The organism is Klenkia marina (genome assembly GCF_900101025.1).
GTDB classification, from domain to species: domain Bacteria; phylum Actinomycetota; class Actinomycetes; order Mycobacteriales; family Geodermatophilaceae; genus Klenkia; species Klenkia marina.
Map to the genome: position 1 here is coordinate 253,832 of NZ_FMUH01000005.1, position 16,099 is coordinate 269,930.

17 protein-coding genes are annotated in these 16,099 nt (G+C 75.1%); 9 read left to right on the top strand and 8 right to left on the bottom strand.

Features of this window, described 5'->3' with window-relative positions:
- The first annotated feature begins 3 nt into the window (after positions 1-3).
- Positions 4-984 (top strand): SDR family oxidoreductase, encoded by a 981-nt coding sequence (locus tag BLP29_RS15650; protein WP_207798529.1) that lies wholly within the window; start codon positions 4-6, stop codon positions 982-984.
- Here BLP29_RS15650 and BLP29_RS15655 read toward each other — a convergent pair.
- Both BLP29_RS15655 and BLP29_RS15660 read right to left on the bottom strand, forming a co-directional pair.
- Positions 951-1,778 (bottom strand): IclR family transcriptional regulator domain-containing protein, encoded by an 828-nt coding sequence (locus tag BLP29_RS15655; protein ID WP_092806151.1) that lies wholly within the window; start codon positions 1,776-1,778, stop codon positions 951-953. The two genes, BLP29_RS15650 and BLP29_RS15655, sit on opposite strands and share 34 nt — an antisense overlap.
- A complete protein-coding gene (locus tag BLP29_RS15660; protein WP_092806153.1) occupies positions 1,778-3,235 on the bottom strand; it encodes an amidohydrolase family protein in 1,458 nt (485 codons plus the stop codon). The genes BLP29_RS15655 and BLP29_RS15660 overlap by 1 nt, the downstream gene beginning before the upstream one ends.
- Before the next feature lie 182 nt (positions 3,236-3,417).
- On the opposite strand from BLP29_RS15660, the gene BLP29_RS15665 reads away from it, so the two are divergent.
- From BLP29_RS15665 to BLP29_RS15675, 3 genes are read left to right on the top strand one after another with little or no spacing between them, the layout of a single operon-like run.
- The gene (locus BLP29_RS15665; RefSeq protein WP_092806155.1) at positions 3,418-4,569 is read left to right on the top strand and encodes a CaiB/BaiF CoA transferase family protein; all 1,152 of its coding nucleotides are present in this window, start codon (positions 3,418-3,420) and stop codon (positions 4,567-4,569) included.
- Entirely contained in the window at positions 4,566-5,360 is a 795-nt protein-coding gene (locus BLP29_RS15670; RefSeq protein WP_092806157.1) for a citryl-CoA lyase, read from the top strand. Before BLP29_RS15665 ends, BLP29_RS15670 begins: the two co-directional genes overlap by 4 nt.
- A 31-nt stretch (positions 5,361-5,391) precedes the next feature.
- Positions 5,392-6,252 (top strand): dioxygenase family protein, encoded by an 861-nt coding sequence (locus BLP29_RS15675; RefSeq protein WP_092806159.1) that lies wholly within the window; start codon positions 5,392-5,394, stop codon positions 6,250-6,252.
- A 3-nt stretch (positions 6,253-6,255) separates the two neighbouring features.
- Here the strand turns inward: BLP29_RS15675 and BLP29_RS15680 are convergent, their stop codons facing one another.
- The gene (locus tag BLP29_RS15680) at positions 6,256-7,158 is read right to left on the bottom strand and encodes an intradiol ring-cleavage dioxygenase (protein ID WP_092806161.1); all 903 of its coding nucleotides are present in this window, start codon (positions 7,156-7,158) and stop codon (positions 6,256-6,258) included.
- Between the two features lie 194 nt (positions 7,159-7,352).
- Here BLP29_RS15680 and BLP29_RS15685 point away from each other — a divergent pair, with 194 nt between their 5' ends.
- Together BLP29_RS15685 and BLP29_RS15690 are read left to right on the top strand one after the other, a co-directional pair.
- A complete protein-coding gene (locus BLP29_RS15685) occupies positions 7,353-8,963 on the top strand; it encodes a bifunctional 3'-5' exonuclease/DNA polymerase (protein WP_092806462.1) in 1,611 nt (536 codons plus the stop codon).
- A 10-nt stretch (positions 8,964-8,973) separates the two neighbouring features.
- Positions 8,974-9,555, top strand: a complete 582-nt coding sequence (locus tag BLP29_RS15690; RefSeq protein WP_092806164.1) for a DUF1349 domain-containing protein — start codon at positions 8,974-8,976, stop codon at positions 9,553-9,555.
- A gap of 7 nt (positions 9,556-9,562) precedes the next feature.
- Here the strand turns inward: BLP29_RS15690 and BLP29_RS15695 are convergent, their stop codons facing one another.
- Positions 9,563-10,189 carry an isochorismatase family protein gene (locus BLP29_RS15695; protein WP_092806166.1) on the bottom strand — a complete coding sequence of 209 codons (627 nt, stop codon included), beginning with the start codon at positions 10,187-10,189 and terminating at the stop codon, positions 9,563-9,565.
- Between the two features lie 43 nt (positions 10,190-10,232).
- Between BLP29_RS15695 and BLP29_RS15700 the strand changes: the two genes are divergently transcribed.
- The 3 genes from BLP29_RS15700 (at position 10,233) to BLP29_RS15710 (ending at position 13,239) form a co-directional block, all read left to right on the top strand.
- A complete protein-coding gene (locus BLP29_RS15700; protein ID WP_092806169.1) occupies positions 10,233-11,444 on the top strand; it encodes a PucR family transcriptional regulator in 1,212 nt (403 codons plus the stop codon).
- A 129-nt stretch (positions 11,445-11,573) separates the two neighbouring features.
- The gene (locus BLP29_RS15705) at positions 11,574-12,443 is read left to right on the top strand and encodes an alpha/beta fold hydrolase (RefSeq protein WP_092806171.1); all 870 of its coding nucleotides are present in this window, start codon (positions 11,574-11,576) and stop codon (positions 12,441-12,443) included.
- On the top strand, positions 12,436-13,239 hold the full coding sequence (locus tag BLP29_RS15710) for an SDR family NAD(P)-dependent oxidoreductase (protein WP_092806173.1): 804 nt from the start codon (positions 12,436-12,438) through the stop codon (positions 13,237-13,239). Before BLP29_RS15705 ends, BLP29_RS15710 begins: the two co-directional genes overlap by 8 nt.
- 40 nt (positions 13,240-13,279) lie before the next feature.
- On the opposite strand, the gene BLP29_RS15715 is transcribed toward BLP29_RS15710, so the two are convergent.
- The 4 genes from BLP29_RS15715 to BLP29_RS15730 are packed head-to-tail and all read right to left on the bottom strand — an operon-like array spanning position 13,280 to position 16,090.
- Positions 13,280-13,885, bottom strand: a complete 606-nt coding sequence (locus BLP29_RS15715) for a TetR/AcrR family transcriptional regulator (protein WP_092806175.1) — start codon at positions 13,883-13,885, stop codon at positions 13,280-13,282.
- Positions 13,882-15,057 (bottom strand): zinc-dependent alcohol dehydrogenase, encoded by a 1,176-nt coding sequence (locus tag BLP29_RS15720; protein ID WP_092806177.1) that lies wholly within the window; start codon positions 15,055-15,057, stop codon positions 13,882-13,884. Before BLP29_RS15720 ends, BLP29_RS15715 begins: the two co-directional genes overlap by 4 nt.
- The gene (locus tag BLP29_RS15725; protein WP_092806179.1) at positions 15,054-15,509 is read right to left on the bottom strand and encodes a hypothetical protein; all 456 of its coding nucleotides are present in this window, start codon (positions 15,507-15,509) and stop codon (positions 15,054-15,056) included. The genes BLP29_RS15720 and BLP29_RS15725 overlap by 4 nt, the downstream gene beginning before the upstream one ends.
- Positions 15,506-16,090 (bottom strand): DUF3618 domain-containing protein, encoded by a 585-nt coding sequence (locus BLP29_RS15730; RefSeq protein WP_092806181.1) that lies wholly within the window; start codon positions 16,088-16,090, stop codon positions 15,506-15,508. Before BLP29_RS15730 ends, BLP29_RS15725 begins: the two co-directional genes overlap by 4 nt.
- Positions 16,091-16,099: the final 9 nt, after the last annotated feature.

Below are 16,099 nucleotides of genomic sequence, written 5' to 3' on the forward strand. Positions count from 1 at the left end.
GGCGTGCCCGCGCTGACCCGTCTCGCCGATGCCCTGCTCGACCGCGCCGTCGTCCCCGGCTACAGCAAGGTGGGGCCGGCGCTGCGCCGCCGGTGGTGGCCGGCCGACCCGGCCCCGGGGTCGATGGCCGGCCGCCGGGTGCTGGTCACCGGGGCGACCTCGGGCATCGGGACGGCGATCGCCGAGGGGCTGCTCGGGCTGGGTGCCACCGTGCACGTGCTGGGCCGCGACCGTGCGAAGACCGACGACCTCGTGGCCCGGCTCGAGCGCGGGATCCCGGGCGGGGTCGGGGGCCGGGGCCGGGCGGACGGCGCCCGGGTGGTGGCCGAGGTGTGCGACGTCGGCGACCTCGACGCGGTCCGCACCTGGGCGGAGGAGTTCACCGGCCGGGTCGACGAGCTGCACGGGCTGGTGCACAACGCCGGCACGCTGCCGGCCGAGCGCTCGGAGACCGCGCAGGGCCACGAGCTGACCCTCGCCGTCCACGTGCTGAGCCCGCACCTGATGACCGCACTGCTGACCGACGTGCTCTCCCCCGACGCAGCCGTGGTCTGGATGTCCTCCGGCGGCATGTACGGCGCGGGGCTGCGCGCCGACGACCTCGAGTTCACCGACGGCGAGTACAGCGGGGTGCGCGCCTACGCCCGCACCAAGCGCATGCAGGTGGTGCTGGCCGCGGAGTGGGCACGCCGGCTGCCCGGCCGGCACGTGTACTCGACCCACCCGGGCTGGGTGGCCACCGACGGCGTGACCGCGTCGATCCCCGCGTTCGGCAAGGTCATGGCCCCGTTGCTGCGCACACCCGCCGACGGCGCCGACACCACGGTCTGGCTGCTGGCCACCCGTCCGGCGTCCCGTCCGCCGCACTTCTGGCACGACCGGGCGCAGCGACCCTCGACGCTGGGGTGGGAGCGCGGGCAGGACCCGGGCAAGGTCCGCCGCTTCCTGGATCAGGTCGCCACGGCGGCCGACGTCCCCGGCTGAACGGTGGCGTGCGGGCGGCGTTGCCAGGCGGCCCACTCGCCGCTGATGTCGCCGGCGGTGCGCAGCAGCAGCGGGAGGTGCTGCTCGAGCAGCACCTCCCGGCTGGTCTCGGCGGCGTGCACCGTGACGTTGGCCGCGGCCTGCACCACCCCGGCGCCGTCGCGCACCGGCACGGCGACCGATCGCACGCCGGGCGCCAGCTCCTCGTCGGCCAGCGCCCAGCCACGCGCCCGCACCTCGGCCAGCTCGTCGTGCAGCTGGGCCGCCGTCCGGCCGATGTACCGGGGCAGCCCGGAGCGGGACGCCGTGGTCAGCGCCTCGTCCAGCTCGTCGGACCCGAGCGCGGCGAGCAGCACCTTGCCCTGCGAGGTCTGCACGGCAGGGAATCGCGTGCCGATCTCGACCCGCAGCGTGATCAGCTTCGGCACCGCCACCCGGGCGACGTAGACGATGTCCGAGCCGTCGAGCTGGGCCATCGAGGAGGACTCACCGGTGCGGGCGACGAGGGACTCCAGGTGCGGGCGGGCGATGTCCCACAGGCCCAGCGCGCCGACGTAGGCCATGCCCAGGTCCAGCACCTTCGGGGTGAGCCGATAGCCGCCCTCGCCGGCCGCTGCATACCCCAGCTCCTCCAGGGTCAGCAGCAGCCGGCGGGCGGTGGGCCGGGCGAGCTCCGCCGCGGCCGCCACCTCCGACAGCGTCATCACCGGGCGCCGCTCCGAGAAGCACGACAGCACGTCGAGCCCCCGGGCCAGCGCCTCGACGAAGTCGGGCCCGTGCCCCCGCCCGGCCATCAGGAGCCGAACAGCGAGCCCCGGGCCTCGCGGGTCTCGTCGCTCTTGTAGTCGGTGTAGGTGTAGGGGTTGTCCAGGACGTCGCCGCCGTCGTCGGGCATGGCCGGGTTCATGCCGGCCTGCCACGTCTCCTCCCCCATCGCCCCGCGCAGGTGCTCGACGGTGGCGTCGACGGCCGAGCGCACGGCGGCGCCGTCGTAGCCGACCAGCTTGCCGTCGCGCTTCACGACGCGTCCGCCCACCAGGACGGTGTGCACGTCACCGCGCTGGGCCTGGAACGCCACGTGGCCGTAGGGGTTGAGCAGCGGGAAGGACACCGGCGACGCGTCGTTCTTGATCAGCACGACGTCGGCGGTCTTGCCCGGCTCCAGCGAACCGAGGTCGTCGCGGCCCAGCGCCTTCGCCCCGCCCCGGGTGGCCCAGTCGACGACGTGCTCGGCGCGCAGGTGCACCTGGGTCACGGTGTTGCCCTCGACGTGGGCCTCGAGGTGCTCGCGCGAGCGGTCGGCACCGAGCGTGGTGCGCATGGCCGAGAACAGGTCGGCCGACCACCAGACGCTGGTGTCCATGGACAGGGACACCGGGATGCCGTGCTTGCGCACCTGCCAGGTGGGCGGGTAGCCCTGCCCGGCGCTCTGCTCACTCTCCGTGGACACCGACACCGAGCCGCCGGTGGCGGCGATGCGGTGGTAGCTGTCGGTGTCCAGCGACGCGGCGTGCACGTAGACGGTCTCGGGGGTCATGAACCCGGCGTCGTGCATGAGCTGGATGGAGGCGTCGGACGTCGCGCCCCAGACGCCGGCGTGCGTGGTGACCGGCAGGCCCAGCTCCCGGGCGACCTCGAAGGCGGCCTTCTCCGGGAACGCCGGGTCGCCGGTGACGTCGAAGGCCAGCTGCAGACCGAGCTTGCCCTCGTCCTTGCGCCGGCGCAGGAACGCCTGCACGGCCGGGTCGGCGGTCCACTCCCACGGGCCGGCCTGGATGTTGCCGTAGGCGAGCACGAACCGGCCGGGGACGGCGAGCAGGGCGTCGGCGGCGGCCTCGGCGTGCTCGACGGTCTGCAGGCCGTGGCTCCAGTCGACGGTCGTGGTGACGCCGGCCTCGAGGCCCTCCCAGGCGCTGAGCAGGTTGCCGGCGTGCACGTCCTCGGGGCGGAAGCTCGTGCCGTGCTCGAGGTAGTACCAGACGAAGTACTGGGTGAGGGTCCAGTCGGCGCCGTAGCCGCGCATCGCGGTCTGCCACATGTGCCGGTGGGTGTCGACCATGCCGGGCATGACGACGCCGCCGGTGGCGTCGACCTCCTCGGTGCCCGCGGGCACCTCCAGCGCGGTGCCGACGGCGGCGATCGTGCCGTCGACGACGAGGACGTCGGCGCCGGGCAGGACGGTGTGCGCGTCGTCCATGGTCAGCACGGTGCCGCCGCGCAGGACCACGGGCCGGGTGTCGGGGCTGGACATCGATGTCTCCTCGAGGTGTTCGCGGACATCTGTCCGCACAACGGTCACGCCCACACTGTCGTGACCCAGGACACCTGTCAAGCGGCGTCGCGACCCGTTTGACACGGCGCCCCCGCGGTGGTGAGCTGCGGTCCAGACCACATCGGACAGGTGTCCGCGCAACCAGGGAGTGCCCCGCCCCGATGACCGAACCCACCGGCCCGCTGGCCGGCCTGCTCGTCGCGGACTTCTCCCGCGTGCTGGCCGGCCCGTACTCGACGATGCTGCTCGCCGACCTGGGGGCCGAGGTGGTCAAGGTCGAGGGCCCGGCCGGCGACGACACCCGGCACTGGTCGCCGCCAGTGCGGGACGGCGTCAGCACGTACTACCTGGGCATCAACCGCAACAAGCGCTCGGTGGCGCTGGACCTGAAGGACGACGCCGACCGGGCCACCGCGCAGGAGCTCGCCCGGCGGGCCGACGTCCTGGTGGAGAACTTCAAGCCCGGCGGGCTGGCCCGCTTCGGCCTGGACTACGAGACGGTCGCCGCGACCAACCCGGCCGTCGTCTACGCCTCGATCAGCGGCTTCGGCAGCCAGGAGGGCGGCTCGCACCTGCCCGGCTACGACCTCATCGTGCAGGCCATCTCCGGGCTGATGAGCCTCACCGGCTCCCCCGACGGCGAGCCCTTCCGCGCCGGCATCTCGGTCTTCGACGTCGTCGCCGGGCTGCACGCCACGATCGGTGTGCTGTCCGCGCTCAACGCCCGGCACGAGACGGGCAGGGGCCAGCACGTCGAGGTCAGCCTGATGGCCTCCGCGTTGTCCGGGATGGTCAACCAGAGCTCGGCGGCCGTCGCCGGCGGGGTCGTGCCGTTCCGGATGGGCAACAGCCACCCGTCGCTGTTCCCCTACGAGCCGCTGGAGTGCGCCGACGGCGAGCTGATCATCACCGCCGGCAACAACGGGCAGTTCCGCAAGCTGGTCGAGGTGCTCGGGGTCCCCGAGCTGGCCGACGACCCCCGCTTCGCCCGCAACGAGGACCGCACGGCCAACCGCGACGAGCTGCGGCCGCTGCTGGTCGAGCGGCTGCGCACCCGCGGCAAGCAGGAGTGGTTCGAGGCGATCTTCGCCGTGGGCGTGCCGTGCGGGCCGATCAACACCGTCGACGGCGGCGTGGCCTTCGCCGAGCAGGTCGGGCTGGACCCCGTCGTCCGGGTGGGCGGGGGCGATCGAGCGATCCCCTCGATCCGCAACCCGATCACCTTCTCGGCGACCCCGCCGTCCTACCGCCTGCCCCCGCCGGGCCTCGACGAGCACGGCGACGAGATCCGGAAGTGGTTGAGCGAGCGATGACCGGACCACGCACCTACGAGACCGCGCTGGGCGCCTCCTCCCGCGAGACCATCACGCTGCTGGGCACCGACCTGGCCCGCGACGTGATGGGCACCGTCGGGTTCGGCGAGCTGGCCTTCTGGCTGGCCACCCAGCGCCGTCCCACCCCGGGTCAGGTGCGGGTGTTCGAGGCGGTGCTGGCCGCGCTCGCCGACCACGGCTTCACCCCCACCGCGATCGTCACCCGGCTGACCTACCTGTCGGCGCCGGACTCGGTGCAGGGCGCGCTGGCCGCCGGCCTGCTCGGCGGCGGCTCCCGCTTCCTGGGGGTCACCGAGGACTGCGGCCGCTTCCTCGACGACGTCCTGGTCGCGCAGGACCGGCTCCCCACCGACGACGCCGGCTGGGACGCCCTCGCCCTGACCGTGGTGCAGCGCGAGCGGGAGGCCAGGCGGTTCGTGCCGGGGCTGGGTCACCACGTGCACAAGGACGGCGACCCCCGCACCGCACGGCTGATGGAGATCGCCGCCGAGGAGGGCCAGCTCGGCCCGCACCTGGCCCTGTTCGCCGCGATCGGGCGGGTGCACCCGCAGGTGCTGGGCAAGACGCTGCCGCTCAACGGCGCCGGCGTCTGCGGGGCGGCGCTGGCCGACCTCGGGCTGCCGCTGCCGCTGCTGCGCGGGTTCGCCCTGCTCGCCCGCACCGCCGGGCTGATCGGTCAGCTGGCCGAGGAGCTGCGGCACCCCGTCGCCAACGACATCTTCCTGTCCGTCGACCTGAACAACCGCTCGGTCGCCCCCGACCCGAGCTGACCCCCTCATCCCTGGAACCGAGGAGACCGCAGTGCAGCTCGTCACCGAGGACAACATCACCGATCTCGCGGCCGCCCGGTGGGCCACCGCGCACGACCCCCGCACCGGTGAGCTGATGAGCGCGCTGGTGCGGCACCTGCACGCCTTCGCCCGCGAGGTGCAGCTGACCGAGGCCGAGTGGATGGCCGCGATCCAGTGGCTGACCCGCACCGGGCAGATCAGCAACGACAAGCGCGAGGAGTTCATCCTCACCTCCGACGTGCTGGGGCTGTCGATGCTCGTCGTCCAGATGAACCAGCGGCTGGACCCCCGGGCGACCCCGGCCACTGTGCTCGGGCCCTTCCACATCGACGGCTCCCCGGTGCGGGAGTACGCCGAGGACATGTCCGAGGGCGTGCGCGGCACCCCGCTGCTCCTGCACGGCACGGTGCGCGACCTCGACGGCGCCGCCATCGGCGGGGCGGTGCTCGACGTCTGGCAGGCCGACGACGACGGGCTGTACGAGAGCCAGCACGCCGAGGTCGACGAGGCCCGGCTGCGCGCCAAGTACACCGCTCGCGAGGACGGCTCCTTCGCCATCCGCACCGTGGCCCCGCTCGGCTACACCATCCCGATGGACGGCCCGGTCGGCGAGCTGATCTCGCGCACCGACATCTCGGAGTTCCGGCCGGCGCACTTCCACGTGCTGCTCAACGTGCCCGGGTACCGGCCGCTGATCACCCACCTGTTCCAGGAGGGGGCCGACTACCTGGACAGCGACGTGGTCTTCGGGGTCAAGGAGCAGCTGGTGGTGCGGTACGAACCGCGCGAGGGCGGCACGATGCCCGACGGCACCCCGGTCGAGGGGCCCTGGTTCGAGGCCACCTACGACTTCGTCCTCCAGCCCGCCTGACGCTCAGCGCCCCGGCGGCTGGCCACCGCCGCCGGGGCCGCCCCCTCCGCCCACCGAGCCGCCGCCGGCCGCGGTGGACGTGTCGACGGCGACGCCCATCGTCACCGTGAAGCCGTCCTCGACCGACCCGGTGACGGTCGGGGTCTCCAGCTCCCAGCCGTCGGAGAAGACGCCGTCGGTGGCCAGGCTGACCCGGGACAGGTTGGCCACCGACGCCTCGTAGCCGTCGGTGGCGTAGACGGTCTCGCAGGCGTCCTGCGGCATCGCGATCTGCGACGTGGCGACCGCGTTGGCCGAGTCGGTGATCGAGTCCACGTCGGGGTAGACCTCGAAGTGGACGTGCGGCCACCGGCCGTCGTAGCAGGCCGGCCAGATGCTGGTGAAGGTCACCACCCCGTCGGCATCGGCGACCTGCACGCCGCGCAGGAAGTTCTGGTCGGTGACGCCGTCGGAGTACAGCGAGTAGCCGCCCTCCCGGGTGGCGTGCCACACGTAGACCGCCGCGCCCTCGTACGGCGCCCCCTCCACCAGGTCCTGCACCGTGAGCCGCAGGGTCATCGGGACGCCCTCGGCGGTGCCGGACAGCTCGCCGAAGCTGGTGGTGATGTCCGAGCGGACGATGCCGCTCTGCGACAGCACGTCCGGGCCGTTGGAGCCGTCGCCCGGGTAGGGGCCAGCGGTCTCCTCGGGTATCTCCCCCGCCGAGGTGGTCGACGTCGTCGCAGCCGTCGCGCTGGTCGTCGTGCTGCTCCCGCAGGCCGCGAGCCCGAGGGTCGCCGCGCCGATGCCGAGGAACCCCAGGACGCGGCGGCGGGACAGCAGGGTGTCCAGGTCGAACCGGAGGCCCTGGTCGACCACCTCCTCGTCGGGGCGGGGCAGCGGGCGGCCTTCGTAGCTCGTCGTCATGCCCCCACCGTCGTGGCCCCGCCCAGGCCGCCGGGCAGCGAGGGCTGAGGGTCGCCTGTGCGCTCGCGCCGCGCACCGGACGCCTGGTCCGCGTCCGCTCCCGGTCCGCCGACGGGGCCGGGACCCCGCAGTCGAGCGCAGGGTGCCCGGGGGCGCCGGACGGTGTCGGACCCGCACGCGAGACTGCACGCGTGGTGTCGACGGTCGTGCTGCAACGGGTGGGCGACGGTGTCCGCGCGCACCTCGACGACGGCACCGCGCACGACCTGGCCCGCGCCGAGCTGCCCGCCTGGGTCGCCGCGCACGAGGCCGACCGCCCCCGCTGGGTCTGGGACGAGGCCACCCGCTGGTACCCCGCGCTCCTCGCCGCGGGCGTGCGGGTCGAGCGGTGCACCGACCTGCGGCTGACCCACGCCGTCCTGCGCCGGTCCCCGCACGTCGACCAGCAGCTGCTCGCCGGGCCGGGGACCGACGGCTGGGACGCCCTGGCCCCGGTGGTGGCCGAGGAGGCCACCCTCTTCGACCTCGCCGACCCCGCCGACGAGCTCGACCCGGTCGCCGAGCACGCCGCCCAGCAGCGGGCCCTGGCCGCGTCCCCGCAGCGCGGCCGGCTCGGGCTGCTGCTGGCCGCCGAGTCCGCGGCCGCGCTGGTCGCCGCCGAGATGCAGCACGCCGGCATGCCGTGGCGGGCCGACGTCCACGACCGGCTGCTCACCGAGCTCGTCGGTCCCCGCCCGCCCGCCGGGCAGCGACCTGCGGGCCTGGAGGCCATGCTGCCGGGCATCCGGGCCGCGTTCGGCCAGCCCGCGCTGAACCCCGACTCGCAGGTCGAGCTGCTGGCCGGCCTGCGGGCCGGCGGGCTCGACGTCGACGACACCCGCTCGTGGACCCTGCGCGAGATCGACCACCCCGGCATCGAGCCGCTGCTGCGCTACAAGAAGCTGCTGAGGCTGGTGCAGGCCAACGGCTGGGCGTGGCTGGACACCTGGGTGCGCGACGGGCGGTTCCGCCCGGTGCTGCTGCCCGGCGGGGTGGTCACCGGCCGCTGGGCCGCGCAGGGCGGCGGCGCGCTCAGCGCGCCGGCCCAGCTGCGCGGGGCGGCGGTGGCCGACGAGGGCTGGCGGTTCGTCGTCGCCGACGTCGCCCAGCTCGAGCCCCGCGTGCTGGCCGGCATGAGCGGGGACACCGCGATGGCCGAGGCGGCCCGTGCGCGCGACCTGTACCAGGGCGTGGTCGACGCCGGCGTGGTCGCCACCCGCGCGCAGGCCAAGGTCGGCCTCATCGGCGCGCTGTACGGCGGCACCCGCGGCGAGAGCGGGCTGGTGCTCCCCCGGTTGGCCCGCCGCTACCCCGCCGCGCTCGGCCTGGTCGAGCAGGCGGCGCGGGCCGGCGAGCGCGGTGAGGTCGTCACGACAAGGCTGGGCCGCGGATCACCCCGACCGGGCCCGTTCGGCGGCGGCGACGACCCTGCGTCCGGGCGCGCCGCCGACGCCCGGCGCCGCTCGTGGGGCCGGTTCACCCGCAACTTCGTCGTGCAGGGCACCGGCGCCGAGTGGGCGTCGTGCTGGCTGGCCGACCTGCGCAACCGGCTCTGGCGCCTGGGCGACGGTCGGCTGACCGATCGGCCGCACCTGGTGTTCTTCCTGCACGACGAGGTGGTGGTGCACACCCCCGCCGGCCTCGCCGACGAGGTCACCGCCGCCGTCCGGGCCGCCGCCGCCGAGGCCGGCCGGCTGCTGTTCGGCGACTTCCCCGTCGACTTCCCGCTCGACGTCGCGGTGGTCGGCTCCTGGGCCGAGGCCTGAGGATGGTCCGGTGATCGACCCCGACCTCCTCGCCGCCGCGACCTGGACCACCGAGCCCGCCGCCGTCCGCCGCACCGACGAGGGCCTCGAGGTGAGCGCGGTGCGCGGCAGCGACGCCTGGCGGGTGACCTCCTACGGCTTCGTGCACGACGACGCGCACGGGCTGCTGGCCCCCTTCGGCGCGCGCGACGCGGTCGAGGTGCGCTTCCGGTTGGACTACGACCAGCAGTTCGACCAGGCCGGGGTGCTGCTGCGCGCCTCCCCGCAGACGTGGGTGAAGGCCGGCGTGGAGGTGTCCGACGGCGTGCCGCAGGTCGGCGCCGTCGTCACGGCCGGGCGGTCGGACTGGTCGGTCGCGCCCGTGCCCGACTGGCACGGACGCGAGGTCACCGTGCGCGCCAGCCGCGAGGGCGACGCGGTCACCGTGCGCGCCCGGGTCGACGACGAGCCCTTCCGGCTGGTCCGGGTCGCCCCGGTCGACCCGGACCTCGAGCTGCGCGCCGGGCCCTACTGCTGCGCCCCGACCCGCGACGGCCTGGTCGTCACCGTCACCGGCTGGCGGCGCACCGCGCCCGACGCCGCCCTGCACTGAGCGGGGGTCAGCCCGCGCGGCCGCCGGTGGCCGAGACGACCAGGTTCGACCCGGGCAGGGCTGCGCCCTCGCCCACCGCGGCCACCCAGGCGTCGGTGTCGGCGACCGCGGCCCAGTTGGAGTGCAGCAGCGCCATGAGCGCGGTGTGCACCTCCCGCGCGGGCACCGACCCGGCCTCGTTGACCAGGTCGATCGAGCCGGTGGCGTCGGCGAGCACCTCGGCGCGCAGGCTGTGCACCTCGGACTCGGCCGCCGAGGCCAGCACGCAGTTGTTCGCCATGTAGCCGACCAGGGTGACCGTGTCGACGTCGTGCTCGCGGAGCCAGGCGAGCAGCTCGGTGCCGGCGAACACGGTGCCGAACTGCTTCTCGGTGCGGAACCACTCCGGGCGCAGCCGGCGCTCGACCTCGGGGTGCAGCTGCCACTCGGGGGTGGTCGGGTCGAAGACCGGCGCGCCGGGCCCGCTGGTGTGCTGCACCACCGCCACGGGCAGGTCCGCGGCGGCGGCCGCGTCGAGGGCGCGGCCGATCGCGCCGACGGACGCGGTGTGCGGCGGGTGCTGGATCTCCAGCGGGCCGGTCGTGTACTGCACCTGGACGTCGACGACGACCAGGGCACGGCGGGGTGCGGTCACGGGGCAGCTCCTTGTCGGTGGACCCCCACCCTAGGATCCCCGGATGCCCTCCGACCGGCTCCAGCAGCTGGTGGACTCCCTCGCCGAGCAGCTGCAGCGCTCGGTGGTGGTCGACGACCCCCAGGTGCGCATGCTGGCCACCAGCCGGCACTTCGGCGACGAGGACGACGTCCGGGTGCGGGCGGTGCTGCAGCGCGATGCCGGCAGCGCGGCGGTGGCGCACGTGCTGGGCAGCGGGGTGGCGTCGTGGCGGGCCGCGGGCTGGATCCCGGCAGCACCCGGCATCGGCATGCACCCGCGGTGGTGCCTGCCGGTGCGCTGGCACGGCGAGCTGCTCGGTCTGCTGATGGTGATCGACGCCCGCGGTGAGCTGGCGGCCGACGACGTCGAGCTGATCGAGGCCGCGGGCACCCGGCTGGCCGCCGTCATGGAGGGCGAGCGGCACGCCGCCACCGCCGCGACGGCGGCCACCGCGGCCGCCGTCGGCGGGTTGCTGTCCGGGGTGCCCACCGAGCGGGAGCGGGCACTGGCCGACCTGGCCACCACCGGTGCCGCCCCGTCCGGCCGGCACGTGCGCGCCGTCGTCCTGCGCGCGACCGGGGTGGGCCCGGGCGACGTCGGGCAGGCCCGGGCCGCCGTCCGGCGGGGGCTCGACGTGCTGGCGTCGCGCCCCGGGGCGGCCGTGCTCGGCGCCGTCGACCCGGCGGACCCGACCACCGGCACCGGCCTCGTGGTCACCGCCGGCCCGCTGGACGACGCCGCCACGGCCGAGCTGGCCGGCCGCGCGGTGGCCGAGCTGACCGCGGTGGCCGCCGGCCGGTTCGGCGCCGTCGCCGGCACCGGGCCCGGCGTCCGCGGTCTGGCCGAGGCCTGGCGCTCGCACCGCCCGGCCGAACTGGCCACGAGGGCGGTCCCCCGCCTCGCACCGGGGCCGGTCGTCGACGGGTCGGCGCTCGGGGTCCACGCCGTGCTGCTGCGGGTGCCGGCCGAGCGGTGGGACGAGACCGCCCTGCCGCCCGAGCTGGTCGCGCTCCGGGCGGCCGACCCCGAGGGCCGGCTCACCGGCACCCTGGCCGCCTGGCTCGACGCCGGGGGGCGCGCACCGGTGGCTGCCGAGGCGCTGCACGTGCACCGCACCACGTTGCACTACCGGCTGGACCGCGTCCGCGAGCTGACCGGTGCCGACCTCGACGACGGTAAGACCCGGCTGCGGCTGCACCTGGGCCTCGCCGTGGCCCGCTTGCTCGACGGCTGACCGGCCGCCCGGTTGCTCGCGGGCGAGCAACCGGGCGCCGCGACCTGCTCTCCCCGGAGGTGGTGCCGTGGGTCACACCCCGCCGATGATCACCTGCGTGGGTCGACGGCGACCCGGCAGGAGGGCCCGATGAGCACGTTCACCACCAGCGACGGCGTCGACCTCGACGTCCGCGACACCGGACCCACCGCGAGCGGCCGCACCCTGGTGCTCGTGCACGGCTGGTCGCAGTCCCGTGCCACCTGGGACCGGGTGGTCCCCTCGCTGGCCGAGCACCACCGTGTCGTCAGCTACGACCAGCGCGGCCACGGGCTGTCGGCCAAGCCCGACCACGGGGCACGGATCGCGCGGCTGGCCACCGACCTGCACGAGCTCACCGGGCACCTCGGGCTCTCCTCCTACGACCTGGTGGGCCACTCGATGGGCGCCTCGGTCGGGTGGAGCCTGGTCGACAACCACGGCACCGGGTCGCTGGACTCGTTCGTGGTCCTCGACCAGCCCAGCGCGTGCGTGGTGCTCCCCTGGATGACCCCGGAGCAGGGCGCCGAAGCCGGCGCGATCCTCGACTTCCCGACCACCGAGGGGTTCGTGGGTGCGGTCGGTGCCCCCGACGCCCGCGAGGCACGGCACGCCTTCCTCGCGTCGATGCTGTCGGACGCCGTCCCCGCCGACGACCTCGCGCACCTGTTCGCGGAGAACCTGCAGATGCCCGGCGGGTGGGGGGCGCGGCTGCTGCTGGACCACGCGATGCAGGACTGGCGCGACGTGCTGCCGCGCATCGACGTCCCGGTGCTCGTCGTGGGCGGCGAGGTCAGCCACGTGTCGCCGGACTCCCAGCGGTGGACCGCCGCGCACGTCCCGGGCGCGCAGCTGCGCGTCTTCACCGCCGAGGAGGGCGGGTCGCACTTCCCGTTCTTCGAGGGACCCGAGCACTTCGCGACGGCGCTGCTCGCGTTCCTCGCGGACACCCCGGGCCCGCGGGCCGGCCAGGGTGGCTGAGGGCCGGCTGGCCGGCAAGGCCGCCGTGGTCTTCGGTGGCGGCCTGAACACCGGCCCCGGCGGCGTCGTCTCGATCGGGGCCGCGTCGGCGACGACGTTCGCCCGGCACGGCGCCCGCGTGGCGGTGGTCGACCGGGACCCCGAGGCCGCGCAGCGCACGGTGGCGGCGATCGGTGAGGACAGCGGCGGTGCGGCCGTCGCCCTCGTCGCCGACGTGACCGACCCCGGCCAGGTGCAGCGGGCCGTCGCCCAGGCGGTGGCGCACCTGGGCCGGATCGACGTCGTGCAGAACACCGTGGGAGCGGCGCGCCTCGGCGGGCTCGACGAGCTCACCCTGACCGACTGGCACCGCACGCTGGCGCTGAACCTGGACACGGTGTTCCTCGCGGCCCAGGCCACGATGCCGCACCTGCTCGAGCGCGGTGGGTCGATGGTCAACGTCTCGTCGACGGCATCGATCCGCTGGACCGGGTACCCGTACCCGGGCTACGCCGCGGCGAAGGCCGGGGTGAACCAGCTCACGCGCAGCCTGGCCCTGCAGTACGCCGCCCGCGGCGTGCGGGTGAACGCGGTGCTGGCCGGGCTGATCGACACCCCGCTGGTCTACGCGCAGCTGGGCGGCGAGGCGGACGACGACCAGGTGCGGGCCGAGCGCGACGTGCTGAGCCCGACCGGCCGTGCGGGCACCGCGCAGGACGTCGCCGACGCGGCCCTGTTCCTGGCCTCGGACGAGTCCCGCTACGTCACCGGCGTGCTGTTGCCGGTGGACGGCGGCCTGGCGGCCCGCGCCGTCTGAGCACCGCGCCGGGGTCGACACCGCTCCGCGACCGTCCCGGTCAGCCGGCGAGGCCGCGGGCCAGCAGGTCCACCACCTGTTGCACGAAAGCATCGTCGGCGGTCACCCCGGCCGGGGCGACCACCTGCATGCCGATCCCCCGCAGCAGGCCCAGCAGCGCTGCCGCCAGGGCGTCGGCGTCGGCGTCGGACCGCACCGAACCGTCCGCGACGCCCGCCCGGACCAGGTCGGCCAGGGCGGCGCGGAACGAGGCGTCGCGCTCGGCGAACAACGGCGCCAGCACGGGTTCGCCGGCCACCGACTCGGCCCACAGCAGCAGGAACGCTCCGGTCGAGGGCTGCCGCTCGCGCACGTTGCCCAGGTAGGCCCGGACCACGGCGGTCAGCTGGGCCAGACCTGCGGCCTCGACCGGCGGGACGGCGAAGCGTTGGGCGTCGCGGACGACGGCGCCGAGCAGTTCGTCGCGGCTGCCGAACGCTGCGTGCACGATCCCCCGGCTGTAGCCGGCCTCGCGCCCCACCTCGGCGAGCGTCACCGCACCGGACCCGCGCTGGGCGATCAACCGGGTGGCGGCGTCGAGGACGCGGCGCTCGGTCTCGGCCCGTCGCTGCTCCTGGGTCCGCCCGTCCGCCGGGGCTGAGCTCACCCGCCCGGTTCGAAGACCGTGCGCACGCAGCCGTCCTCCTTCTCCTTGAAGATCCGGTAGCCCTCGGCCGCCTGCGACAGCGGCATCGTGTGGGTGGCGAGGTGCTCGGTGGTGAGGGCCCCGCTCTCCATGTGGGCGAGGATCTCCGGCACGTACCGCTGGCCGTGCTGCTGGGCGCCCCGCACGGTGAGGCCCTTGTTCATCGCCGCCCCGAGGGGGAACTTGTCGACGGGGCCGGCGAAGACGCCGAGCACGAAGACGCTCCCGCCCTTGCGGCAGGCCCGGATGGCCTCCCGCACGGCCGAGGGCCGGTCGGTCTGCAGCCGCAGCTGCTGCTTGACCTGGTCGAAGGCACCCTGGATCCCGGTGCTGTGCGCCTCCATCCCCACGGCCTCGATGCACACGTCGGGCCCGCGGCCGCCGGTGCGCTCGCGCAGCTCGGCGACGACGTCGGTGGTGGAGTAGTCCACCGCCTCGGCCCCGATGTGCTGGCGCACCTGCGCCAGCCGCTCGGGCAGCCGGTCGATCACCACCACCTGCTCGGCGCCCAACAGGATGGCGGCCCGCGCGGCCATCTGGCCCACCGCGCCGGCGCCCCACACCGCGACGACGTCCCCGGGCTTCGTGCCACCCAGGTGCGCGCCGGTCCAGCCGGTGGTCACCGAGTCCGAGGCGAACAGCGCCCGGGTGTCGGACACCGCGTCGGGGACGACGAAGCAGCCGACGTCGGCGTAGGGCACCCGCATGTACTCGGCGTGGCTGCCGGCGAACCCACCCATGGCGTGGGAGTAGCCGAAGCAGCCGCCCGGGCTCTGGCCCCACAGGCCCTCGGTGATCCCGGGGTTCGGGTTGCCGTTGTCGCAGAGGGAGTACAGCTCCTGCGAGCAGTACCAGCAGTGCCCGCAGGCGATGAACGACGGGACGACGACCCGGTCGCCCACCTGCACCTTCGTCACGGCCTTGCCGCGCTCGACGACGGTGCCGGTGAACTCGTGGCCCAGCACGTCGCCGGCCCGCATCGCCGGGATGTACCCGCCGATGAGGTGCAGGTCCGACCCGCAGGTGACCGTCTTGCTGATCTTCAGGATGACGTCGTGGTCGTTGAGCAGCTGCGGCTCGTCGACCTCCTCCACGGCGACCTCGTTGACCCCGGCCCAGATCGCGGCCTTCACAGCACGCCCTCCTTCGGCGCCCGGGCCGCGGCGCCCTCCAGCGCGGCGCCCTGCAGCGTGGCCTTCCGGGTGCCGTGCGGCTGGGGGTCCACCCGCAGCACCTCCCCCACCTCGGCGAGCTGCTTGGTGCGGCGCAGGGCCGCCCGCAGCTCGCCGACCTGCTCGTCGGTGGGGGTGCCGTGGAACCGGGCCGACAGCTCGGTCCCGCGGTCACCGGGGGCCGGCTGCATCCGCACCTCGAGGTCGGGGCCGAGGGCCTCGAGCTCGGGGAACGGGCCGGCGAGGTCGTCCCGGAAGACCGTGACGGCCCGCCAGCGGGCGGCGGCCACCTCGCGCGGCTCGGTGGTGGACGCCTGCCCCACCCCGGGGACGTGCGTGTGCTGCAGCTTGGCCAGCGCCGTCCCCCCGAACTCGGCGGCCTTGCCCAGCACCTGCTGGAGGGGGCCGGTCACCGCTGGTCCTGCACGGTCTCCTTGGCCTGCTGGGCCTGGTCCTGCACGTCGCCGGCGGCCGACTGGCCCTGCTCCTTGACCGCCTGCACGGCGTCGGTCGCGGTGCTCTGCACCGACTGCAGCGCCTCCTGGGCGGCGGGCTGCAGCTCCTGCGCGGCGTCCTGGGCGACCTGTTTGGCGTTCTCCAGCAGCGGCTGGGCGGCCTCCTCCACCTGGGCGGCGAGCTGCTTCTCCTTCTCGCTGGTGGGCAGCAGGGAGGAGACCAGCCAGCCCACGCCGAAGGCGATCAGCCCGGCGGCGACGGGGTTGCCACGGGTGCCCGACAGGGCGGCGTCGGGAGCCTGGGCGATGCCCTGCGCGGCGTCGTGCGCCCGGGCGCTGACCGCGCCGGCCGACGAGGAGTCCGAGCCGAAGACCTTGCCGCGCAGGTCGTCGACGGCCTGCTTGGTGCGGGTCACCCGGCGGTCGACCACGCGGGCGGGGTTGACCTTCTCGTTGAGCGCGTCGACGTCGTAGCCGAGGTCGGCGCGGGTGGCCTCGATCTGCTGGCGGATGACGTCGGGGTCGTTGCTGGTGGTCATCTGGGGGTC